This window comes from Streptomyces sp. NPDC107517 (assembly GCF_055582645.1).
Genome location: NZ_JBVJPM010000030.1, coordinates 1 through 10,161, shown reverse-complemented (window position 1 = coordinate 10,161; position 10,161 = coordinate 1). Strand labels below are relative to the sequence as shown.

Below are 10,161 nucleotides of genomic sequence, written 5' to 3'. Positions count from 1 at the left end.
CGTCGCGTAGCGGCGTTCAGGGTCCCGCTGGTTGGGGGTCCCCCCTGGTGCGGAGCGCAGCGGAGCTCCTTGGGGGAGGGTGAACGTCGCGTAGCGGCGTTCAGGGTCCCGCTGGTTGGGGGTCCCCCCTGGTGCGGAGCGCAGCGGAGCTCCTTGGGGGAGGGTGAACGTCGCGTAGCGCTTTTCGTACGGCCTGGGCTTTTGCTTTGCATGGAGAAGCCGGGTGAACAGGGGGCGGCCCCGTTCACCCGGCTTCCGTCATGTGTGGCCCGGTGCTGTTACTTCAGGCCGCCGTCGATGGCGGTCACCAGCTCGCCGCCCGCGGTGTCACCGCTGAACTCCCAGAAGAAGGCGCCGCCCAGGTTCTGGCTCTTGGCCCAGGCCATCTTGGAGTTGATGGTGGCGGGGGTGTCGTAGGACCACCAGTCGGAGCCGCAGTACGCGTACGCCGTACCGGCCACCGTTCCGTTCGAGGGGCACTTCGTCTTGAGGACCTTGTAGTCCTCGATGCCCTGTTCGTACGTGCCGGCGGCGGGGCCGGTCGCGGTGCCGCCCGGCTCCTTCTGTGTGACGCCGGTCCAGCCGCGGCCGTAGAAGCCGATGCCGAGCAGGAGCTTGCTCGACGGGACGCCCTGGGCCTTCAACTTGGCAATGGCGTCAGCGGAGTCGAAGCCCTGCTGCGGGATGCCGGGGTACGAGGTGAGCGGGGAGTGCGGGGCCGTCGGGCCCTGGGCGTTGAACGCGCCGAAGAAGTCGTAGGTCATGACGTTGTACCAGTCGAAGGACTGGGACGCGCCCGCGTAGTCGTTCTTCTCGATCTTGCCGCCGGTGGAGGCGTCGGCCGTGATCGCCGCCGTCACCAGGTTGCTGGAGCCGAACTTGGCGCGCAGCGCCGAGGCCAGCTTCTTCAGGGCGTCCTGGCCCGAGGTGTCGCAGGACAGGCCGCAGGCGTTGGGGTACTCCCAGTCGATGTCGATGCCGTCGAAGACGTCGGCCCAGCGCGGGTCCTCGACCAGCTTGTAGCAGGAGTCGGCGAACGCGGCCGGGTTCTGCGCGGCCTGGCCGAAGCCGCCGGACCAGGTCCAGCCGCCGAACGACCAGAGGATCTTCAGGTTCGGGTGCTTGGCCTTGAGCTGGCGCAGCTGGTTGAACGCGCCGCGCAGCGGCTGGTCCCAGGTGTCGGCCACGCCCGAGACGGAGTTGGCGGCCGTGTACGCCATGTCCGTGTCGGCGTACGAGTCGCCCATCGTGCACTGGCCGTTCTGCACGTTGCCGAAGGCGTAGTTGATGTGGGTGACCTTCGCGGCGGAGCCGGAGGTCTCCAGGTTCTTCGGGAAGTACTGGCGGCCGTAGACGCCCCAGTCGGTGAAGTACCCCAGCTTGACCTTGCCCCCGGGGCCCGGGTCGGTGCCGCCGCCGGTCGTGTACACCCTGACCGAGCCGGAGGCCGGGCCGGTCTGGTCGGCGGTGTCGCGGGCCTGGACGGTGTACGAGTAGTCGGTGCCCGCGGTGAGCCCGGTGTCGGAGTACGAAGTCCCGCTCACCGTCGCGACCTTGGCGCCGTCGCGCAGGACGTCGTAGTTCTTGATGCCCTTGTCGTCGGTGGCCGCGGTCCAGTCGAGCTTGGCCGAGGTGTCGGTGACGGAGGAGGCGGTCGGGGTGCCGGGCGCGGAGGGGGCCGCGTCGCCGGGGACGTCACCGCCGTCGCAGGAGGCGCCGTTGAGCTTGCAGCCTGAGGGGGCACCGGGGCCCGAGCCGTTGAACCCGAAGGAGACCGAGGCTCCGGGGGCGAGCGACCCGTTCCAGGAGACGTTCTTGGCGGTCCAGTGGTCGGCGGAGTTGGTGACGGTGGCGTCCCAGGCGGAGGTCACCTTGGTGCCGGCGGGGAAGTCCCACTCGACGGTCCATGAACTGAGAGCCGTGGTACCGGTGTTCTTGACGGTCCACTTGCCTTCGAAGCCGGTGCCCCAGTCCTGGGTCTTGACGTAGGTCGCGGTGGCGGTGGTCGCGGCGGCGGCCGCGTGGGAGGGGGTGGCGAGGCCGACGAGGGCGGCGGCCGGGAGCAGCAGGGTGGTGAGCCCTGCCACGGCTCTCTGTCTGAGTCTCAAGCGCAAGGGGTGCTCCTCGGGTGGTATCCGGGGGACATGACGGGGGTGGAACCCTGCGCCGCCCGTGAGCACCGCCGCGCTGGTCATGTGCATGGCTGCGCTCACCGCAGTGCCGTGAGAATAGAAAGGTCTGGACCAACGGTCAAGGTCTAAACCAATTACAGAATGTGGCCCCTCACAGCCCCAACTCCTGGGCAAGGACGGCCGCTTGCACCCTGCTGCGCAGCTCCAGCTTCCCCAGCAACCGGCTGACGTGCGTCTTCACCGTCGCCTCCGCCATCTCCAGGCGCACCGCGATCTCCGCGTTCGACAGCCCGTCTCCGAGGCAGGAAAGCACCTCCCGCTCCCGGCGAGTGAGGGCGTCGAGCCCCGCCGGCGGGGGCCCCGGCTCCGGCCGTACGGGCTTCGCGGCGAACTCCGCGATGAGCTTGCGGGTCACCGCCGGCGCGATCAGACCCTCACCGCGCGCGACCGTGCGGACACCCTCGATCAGGTCCTTCGCCTCGGTGTTCTTCAGCAGGAACCCTCCGGCGCCCGCGCGCAGCGCCCCGAAGACGTACTCGTCGAGGTCGAACGTCGTCAGGACGAGCACGTCGGCGAGTGCCTCGGAGACCACCTGGCGGGTCGCCGAGACGCCGTCGAGGCGCGGCATCTGGATGTCCATGAGGACGAGATCCGGCCGAAGTGCGCGCGCCAGCGCCACCGCCTGCTCGCCGTCCGCCGCCTCCCCGACGACCTCGATGTCGGGGGCGCTGCCCAGGATCAGGACGAGCCCCGCCCGTACGGCGGCCTGGTCCTCGGCGACAAGCACGCGGATCGACGCGGTCACTCCGACACTCCTTCGTCAGCTGGGGCGACGGGCAGCTCGGCCCTGACCTGCCAGATCTTGCCGCCGGGTCCACAGTCGGGACCGGCCTCGAACGTGCCGTGCAGGAGCGCGGTGCGCTCGCGCATCCCGATGAGCCCGGCGCCCGAACCGGGAGCACGCGGGCCGTCCACACCCCCGTACCGGCTGGTCACCCGCACTGTCAGCGCCCCGTCACTACGGTGGACGGCCACGGTGACAGGGCCGTGCGACGCGTGCTTGAGCGCGTTCGTGAGGGATTCCTGCACGATGCGGTAGGCGGCGAGCTCGATCGGCGCGGGCAGGCCGACGACGCTGTCGCCGACGGTGAGCGTGACGTCGAGGCCGTTGGTGCGGGACTGCTCGACGAGGGCTCCGAGGCCGTCCAGCGTGGGCGCGGCGACGGGCTCGCCCGGGGAGTCGCCGCTGTCGTCGCGCAGGATGCCGATGAGGCGCCGCATCTCGGCGAGGCCCTCCACGCTGTTCTCACGGATGACGGTGAGCGCCCGCCGCGTGGTCCTCGGATCGTCGAGCGAGATCGCGGCCGTGGAGTGGATGGCGATCGCGGACAAATGGTTGGCGACCATGTCGTGCAGCTCACGCGCCATCCGGGCCCGCTCGGCGACGACCGCCTGGGTGCGGTCCATCTCGGCGAGCAGCGCGGTCTGTTCGGCCCGCAGCCGCGCCGACTCGGCGGCCTCCCGGTGGTTGCGTACGAGGACACCGGTGGCCGCGGGCGCGAACGACACGAGGCCGCTGACGACCCCGATCAGGAGCGCCTCCGGCCTGCGGAACCAGGCCAGGAACCCCAGGGTCACCGCGATGGTGATCAGCGCCGTCGTCACCGGGATCCGGCGAGCGGCGGCCGGGGTGCCGTACAGGACGGCCGCGTAGACGAGGTCCGTGAACATCAGCGTCGTCGCGAGGCTGCCCGGCGTGAACTGATCCGCGATCAGGACGAACGTGCCGAGCACCAGGGCGGTCCGGGGCGCGGTCCTGCGCAGCAGTTCCAGGCCCGCCATCGCGCAGAGCGGCACAAGGAGCCAGCCGCCGCCGAGGATCCGCCAGCCCTGGCTGTTGGTCAGGCCGAGCGCCCACAGCAGGAGACCGCCGAGCAGGCCGGCCGCCGCGATACGGACGTCGTCACGGTGCGGGCGGGACAGGGGCAGGGGCATGCCCCCATTCAATACGGCCGCACGGCGCGTCGCCTGCGCCTGTCGGGCGGCCCCGGGCGACCGGCGTACATCGAAGGATGCAGCCGCGTTTCGTCACCGGTGACGACGATCGGCGGGTGTGGCGGCCCGAGGCTGGAAGGAGTCCACGAACCCCTCCCGAGGAGCCCGCCGTGATCGTCACGCTGATCGTCGCCTGCGAGATCGGCTTCTGGGTGCTGCTCGCCGCGGGACTCGCCCTGCGCTACGTGGCGAAGATGCCGCGCACGAGCGTCGGCGTCCTGCTGTGCGAGCCGCTCCTGGAGGTCGTCCTGTTCGTCGTCACCGCGATGGACCTCAAGAACGGGGCCGAACCGGACTGGAAACACGGCCTCGCCGCCGTCTACATCGGCTTCTCCGTGGGGCTCGGCCACTCCACCGTCAAGTGGGTGGACGCCCGGGTCGCCCACCGGTTCGCCGGGGGGCCGCCCCCGGTGAAGCCGCCGAGGTACGGGGCCGCGCGCGCCGCCCACGAGTGGCGGACGGCCGCGCGCTGGATCCTCGCCTGCGCCGTCGCGCTCATGCTGCTCCAGGGCGCGATCTGGTACGTGGGCGCCGACGGGAACATCGGCTCGCTGCGGATGTGGCAGCAGAAGATGCTCTTCGTGACCGGCATCAATGTCGTGATCGCGCTGAGCCACACGCTGTTCCCGAAGAAGGCGCCCGCCCTCGACCGCTAGCGCTCACCGCCCGGGACCCAGAGCACGTCCCCGACCTCCTTGTTCGCCGTGCGCGCCAGGATGAACAAGAGGTCGGAGAGGCGGTTCAGGTACGTCGCCGTCAGCGGGTTCATCGACTCGCCGTGCACTTCGAGCGCCGCCCACGTGGAGCGCTCGGCCCTGCGGACCACGGTGCACGCCTGGTGCAGCAGCGCCGCACCCGGCGTGCCCCCGGGCAGGATGAAGGACCGGAGCTTCTCCAGCCGCTCGTTGAAGCGGTCGCAGTCCGCCTCCAGCTTGTCGACGTAGAACTGCTCGACGCGCAGCGGCGGGTACTTCGGGTCCTCGACCACCGGCGTCGACAGGTCGGCGCCCACGTCGAACAGGTCGTTCTGGACCCGTACGAGGACGTTCACGACCTCTTCGTCGAGCCCGCCGAGGGCGACCGCCGTGCCGATGACCGCATTGGCCTCGTTGGCGTCGGCGTAGGCGGAGATCCGCAGATCGGTCTTGGCGGTCCGGCTCATGTCGCCGAGGGCGGTCGTGCCCTGGTCGCCGGTCCTGGTGTAGATACGCGTCAGATTGACCATGGGGCCAGCGTAGTTACGCGGCCGTCCCGCGGAAGCCACGTGTGCCGACCGTCACGGCGAGCGCCGCCGGGGCGAGGGCGACCAGGACCCCGCACAGCATGTGCGCCGTCGCGCAGTGACCGACGTACGCGTCGCGCATCGACTGGATCCACACGACGCCGCTCTCCCGCATCGTCGCCGAGATGATCAAGGCGAGACCCGCCGGGGAGGTGTCCCGCGAGGCACTCGGCCTGCTCGACGAGATGGAGGGTCTCCTGGGCGAGCCGGTGCCCAACTACGCCGCACGCGGAGCCTGATGGCCCGTGCGGTGTGATGTCCGTCATTCGAGACGTGACGCGCATTACTTCGCCGCCCCACGGCCCCTCACGGGCGCTAATGTCCGCCGAAGAGATACATGAACAGCGGGTAACCGCCAGTTGCAAGTGGTACGCGGTCAGCGGACAAGGGGAGTCGCACAGTGGCAGGGAAGCTCGCCGTCATCGGAGCCGGACTCATGGGGTCCGGAATCGCCCAGGTCTCGGCGCAGGCGGGCTGGGACGTAGTCCTGCGTGACGTCACCGACGCCGCCCTGGCCCGTGGCACCGACGGCATCAAGGCCTCGTACGACAAGTTCGTGAGCAAGGGCAAGCTGTCCGCGCAGGACGCCGAGGCCGCGCTCGCCCGCATCACCACGACCACCGACCTGGACGCTGTCGCCGACGCCGACATCGTCGTCGAGGCCGTCTTCGAGAAGCTCGAGGTCAAGCACGAGATCTTCCGGGCGCTCGACAAGATCGTCCGCGAGGACGCCGTGCTCGCCTCGAACACCTCCGCCATCCCGATCACCAAGATCGCGGCGGTCACGGAGCACCCGGAGCGCGTCGTCGGCGCCCACTTCTTCTCGCCGGTCCCGATGATGCAGCTGTGCGAGCTGGTCCGCGGCTACAAGACGAGCGACGAAACGCTCGCCACCACGCGGGAGTTCGCCGAGTCGGTCGGCAAGACCTGCATCGTCGTCAACCGCGACGTCGCCGGCTTCGTGACCACGCGGCTCATCTCGGCCCTCGTCGTCGAGGCCGCCAAGCTGTACGAGTCGGGCGTCGCCACCGCCGAGGACATCGACATCGCCTGCAAGCTCGGCTTCGGCCATGCCATGGGGCCGCTCGCCACCGCCGACCTCACGGGCGTCGACATCCTGCTGCACGCCACCAGCAACATCTACACCGAGTCCCAGGACGAGAAGTTCGCTCCGCCCGAGCTGATGCGCCGGATGGTTGACGCCGGTGACATCGGGCGCAAGAGCGGGCAGGGGTTCTATAAGCACTGATCTTTTGTCACCCCGCGGGTAACCCCACGGGGTGAATTCGGTATCGGTTCGCTTACAGACGGCAACTTCTGCGCCCCCGCGCCAGTCAGTTGCAGTGACATACCCAGATCGCCGTACGACACAGAGACCACTGGAATCACGGCACACAAGCACTCTCGGGGAGCGCATATGTACATCAGGGGCGACCACGCCGGGCTGGTCGTCGGGGGCCGCCTCGACGTCCGCAGCGCGGCGGACGCCCGTACGGTCCTGCACACGGCCCTCGACGACGGCGTCGGCGACCTGGTGCTCGATCTGTCAGAGCTGGACTCGTGGGACGCGACCGGTCTCGGCGTCATCATGGGCGCCCACCGCCGGGCCGGACGCTGCGGCCGCAGGCTCGTGCTGCGGGGTGTGCCGCCCCAGATGCAGCGCCTCCTGGTGGCGACGCGGCTGCACCGGATCCTCGCCATCGAGGGCGGCATCGGGGTCGAATCGCTGCCCAGGGTGTGAATCGGGCGTTCCGGTATGCAGCGCCCACAATCCTCACGAGACTGTGACGTCTCGGACGGCACGGCACCCCGGCTGTTCAGAGATACTGAGCCAGGTCTAAGGTTCGGTCGCCCGCGGATTGACGGACCCACTCGCCGGCACCGGACCAGAAGCGACAGCGCAGTGTGCACAGGCCGGGAGGGGCACCGGCACACCACGCTTTTGGGGGGCTTTGACCATGGACCCGATGAACCGGGGACCGGAAGACTTCGGGCACGATCCGTACGGCGGGGATCCCTACGACCGCGCGGACCGTGGCCATCACGACGACGAGAGCGACACCCCGGCGAGCCGCCCGCGCCCGCCCAGGGATCCCCTCACGCCTGACTTCGGCCAGCCCTCACAAGGGCTCGCCCGCACCGTGCAGCTCGTGTCCGGCGACTTCCTGCTCACCGTCAATCCAGTCGACGGCAGCGAGATCGAGCCGTGCCCGCCGGGGGAGCGGCCGGGACGGCCCGTCAAGTACGCGCCGGCGGAACGCGCCGACATGGCCCGCGCCGCGCGTCCGCCGCTGCCGGCCGGACCCCCGCTGCCCCGGCTGCCGCTCCTCGAGCGTCAGGAGGAGCGTGAGCGCCTCGTCCGGCTCCTCGCGCGCGGGCGGTCCGTGCGGCTCACCGGACCCTCGGGCTCCGGGCGCACCGCGCTGCTCGACACCGTCGCCGACGACTGCGCGGACGTCGCGCCCGACGGTGTCGTCCGGCTCTCCGGACACCGCCGCTCGTCGAACGACCTGCTGCACGACCTCTTCGCGACCGTGTACAACGCGCCGCTGCACCGGCCCGACCGGGCCCTGCTGCTCGAACTCGTCCACGACATCGGCGCCGTCGTCGTCCTCGACGACCTCGAGTTCGGCGGCGCCGCGCTCGACGAGCTCCTCGAGGCGACGCCCGAGTGCGCCTTCCTGGTCGCGGCCACACCCGACGTCGCGGCGCCGTCCGCCGACTCGCACCTCGAAGAGGTCTTCCTCGGCGGCCTCGGCCGCGGCGGCGGGCTCGAACTCCTGGAGCGGTCCGTCGGCCGCGTCCTCACGGAGGAGGAGGCGAACTGGGCGGGCGACCTCTGGTTCGAGTCGGAGGGGCTCCCGCTGCGCTTCGTGCAGGCCGGCGCGCTCCTGCGCCAGCGCGACCAGTTGCGCGCCGACCCGAACGCCTTCGACGAGTTCGGTCACTTCGGAGGTCCTGGCGCCCCGCCCGTGGACGCGCCCTTCGGCGCCGCGGACGGCCACGACGTGCCGCTGCCCTCGCTCGCCGACGGCGCCGCGCCCGCGGCCCTGCTCGCGTCCCGGCTCAGCGAATCGGCCCGTGCCACCCTGCGGTTCGCGGTCGCGCTCGGCGGCGAGATACCGCACCAGGCCCACCTGCCCGCTCTCGTGGGTGACACCCACGCCGACGCGGCCCTCGCCGAACTCGTCGGCTGCGCCCTCGTCACTCCGGTCGGCGGCCGCTACCGCCTGGCCTCGGGCGTGCACGACCAGCTGGCGAGCGCGGGATACGCCGACGACGCCGGCGGCCACGCGCACACCGCCGCGCAGCACTACGCGTGGTGGGCCGGGCATCCCTCGGTCGGGCCCGAGCGGGTCGCGGCCGAGGCCGACGCGCTGCTCGCCGCGCTGACCGTACTCGTCCCCGGCACGACGCCGGCCGGGCCGGACGAGGAGGGCAGCGTCGCGGTGCTGCTCGCCCGCACCGCCGCGCCCGCGTTCGCCGCCGGGCTCAGCTGGACCGTGTGGGAGCGGTGCCTGCGGTCCGGCCAGGAGGCCGCGCGGCTCTCCGGCGACGTGGCGGAAGAGGCCTATTTCCACCACGAGTTGGGCATCCTCGCGCTGCTCGGCGGGCGGCTCGACCGGGCCCGCGCCGAGCTGGAGGCCTCCATCGCCCTGCGCGGCGCGCTGGCCGACAAGCGGGGCACCATCGCGGGCCGCCGCGCCCTCGCCCTGGTCGCGGACCGCTCCGGCGGCGCGCTCCCCGGCGGGCGCACGGCTGCGGGCGAAGAGGTCCCCGCCGCGCGCTACGAGGAGTCGGCATCGCCCCCCGGCGGGGTGCCGGCCGCGTTCGCGCTGCCCGCGCCGCCCCCGGAACCCGACACGCTGGTCTCCCGGCAGGCCGGGTCCGGGCCCGGCGGCAAGCCCGTCGGGGCCCGTCGTGCCGTCATCACCGGCACGCGGCGCAACCTCGTGGCCGCGGGCGCCGGAGCGCTCCTCGCGGCCGTCCTCGGCACCGTCGTGACGCTCGGCGCCACGTCGAACAACGAGTCCCCGTCCGACAGCGTCAATGTGAACCCGTCGGCCTCGCAGGGCGAGGACGGCGGCGACATCGGCGCCGACCAGACGGACCAGGGCGGCGGCGACGCGGGCTCCACGAAGCGGCCCGGCGACCCGGGCAAGGACGGCATCCCGAACACGTCGGACGACCCGACGCCCAGCACCGGGCCGTCGACCGGCGAGAGCGGCAAGCCTTCGGACAAGCCGAGCGACAAGCCCTCCGACAAGCCGTCGGACAAGCCGACCACGTCGAAGCCGCCGTCCACCAAGCCGCCGACGTCCAAGCCCCCGACGTCGAAGCCGCCGACGTCCAAGCCCCCGACGAGCTCTCCGCCGCCGTCGTCGTCCGAGCCGTCGCCCAGCACGCCGTCGACCCCGGACACGTCGGACTCGGCGAGCGGTCCGGCGCCGAGCGGCAGCTCCGCGATGAGCAGCCCGGCGGACAGCGCGCCGGGTACGCCCGGCGGATCGGGCGCCTCGTCGATGATCTGACGGCCGTACGCGGCACATGACCGAGGGCCGGGTTCTGGTGAACCCGGCCCTCGGTCATGCCCGACGGATCAGAACAGGCGGAGCTTGTCGTCCTCGATGCCGCGCAGCGCGTCGTAGTCCAGGACCGTGCAGCCGATGCCGCGGTCCGTGGCCAGGACGC

At 71.6% G+C, this 10,161-nt stretch carries 8 protein-coding genes and 2 pseudogenes; 4 read left to right on the top strand and 6 right to left on the bottom strand.

The window, feature by feature from the left end:
- Nucleotides 1-278: 278 nt before the first annotated feature.
- The 3 genes from ACZ67T_RS38935 to ACZ67T_RS38925 form a co-directional block, all read right to left on the bottom strand.
- A complete protein-coding gene (locus tag ACZ67T_RS38935) occupies nt 279-2,195 on the bottom strand; it encodes a glycosyl hydrolase family 18 protein (RefSeq protein ID WP_469990875.1) in 1,917 nt (638 codons plus the stop codon).
- A gap of 88 nt (nt 2,196-2,283) precedes the next feature.
- Nucleotides 2,284-2,937, bottom strand: coding sequence for a response regulator (locus tag ACZ67T_RS38930; RefSeq protein ID WP_469990794.1), 654 nt, complete (start codon nt 2,935-2,937; stop codon nt 2,284-2,286).
- Nucleotides 2,934-4,127 carry a sensor histidine kinase gene (locus ACZ67T_RS38925; protein ID WP_469990792.1) on the bottom strand — a complete coding sequence of 398 codons (1,194 nt, stop codon included), beginning with the start codon at nt 4,125-4,127 and terminating at the stop codon, nt 2,934-2,936. Before ACZ67T_RS38925 ends, ACZ67T_RS38930 begins: the two co-directional genes overlap by 4 nt.
- 170 nt (nt 4,128-4,297) lie before the next feature.
- Here ACZ67T_RS38925 and ACZ67T_RS38920 point away from each other — a divergent pair, with 170 nt between their 5' ends.
- Entirely contained in the window at nt 4,298-4,843 is a 546-nt protein-coding gene (locus ACZ67T_RS38920) for a hypothetical protein (protein ID WP_469990790.1), read from the top strand.
- Here ACZ67T_RS38920 and ACZ67T_RS38915 read toward each other — a convergent pair.
- Nucleotides 4,840-5,412, bottom strand: coding sequence for a cob(I)yrinic acid a,c-diamide adenosyltransferase (locus ACZ67T_RS38915; RefSeq protein ID WP_469990788.1), 573 nt, complete (start codon nt 5,410-5,412; stop codon nt 4,840-4,842). The genes ACZ67T_RS38920 and ACZ67T_RS38915 overlap by 4 nt on opposite strands.
- Before the next feature lie 13 nt (nt 5,413-5,425).
- Nucleotides 5,426-5,560 (bottom strand): annotated as a pseudogene (locus tag ACZ67T_RS38910) (ABC transporter permease); the annotation flags it as partial.
- Between the two features lie 309 nt (nt 5,561-5,869).
- Between ACZ67T_RS38910 and ACZ67T_RS38905 the strand changes: the two are divergent.
- The 3 genes from ACZ67T_RS38905 (at nt 5,870) to ACZ67T_RS38895 (ending at nt 10,001) form a co-directional block, all read left to right on the top strand.
- Nucleotides 5,870-6,718 carry a 3-hydroxyacyl-CoA dehydrogenase family protein gene (locus tag ACZ67T_RS38905; RefSeq protein ID WP_100595843.1) on the top strand — a complete coding sequence of 283 codons (849 nt, stop codon included), beginning with the start codon at nt 5,870-5,872 and terminating at the stop codon, nt 6,716-6,718.
- A 168-nt stretch (nt 6,719-6,886) separates the two neighbouring features.
- A complete protein-coding gene (locus ACZ67T_RS38900; RefSeq protein WP_227297244.1) occupies nt 6,887-7,210 on the top strand; it encodes an STAS domain-containing protein in 324 nt (107 codons plus the stop codon).
- A 217-nt stretch (nt 7,211-7,427) separates the two neighbouring features.
- Complete coding sequence (locus ACZ67T_RS38895) at nt 7,428-10,001, top strand: P-loop NTPase family protein (protein ID WP_469990786.1); 2,574 nt, start codon at nt 7,428-7,430, stop codon at nt 9,999-10,001.
- A gap of 68 nt (nt 10,002-10,069) precedes the next feature.
- On the opposite strand, the pseudogene ACZ67T_RS38890 reads toward ACZ67T_RS38895, so the two are convergent.
- Nucleotides 10,070-10,161 (bottom strand): annotated as a pseudogene (locus tag ACZ67T_RS38890) (endonuclease NucS); the annotation flags it as partial.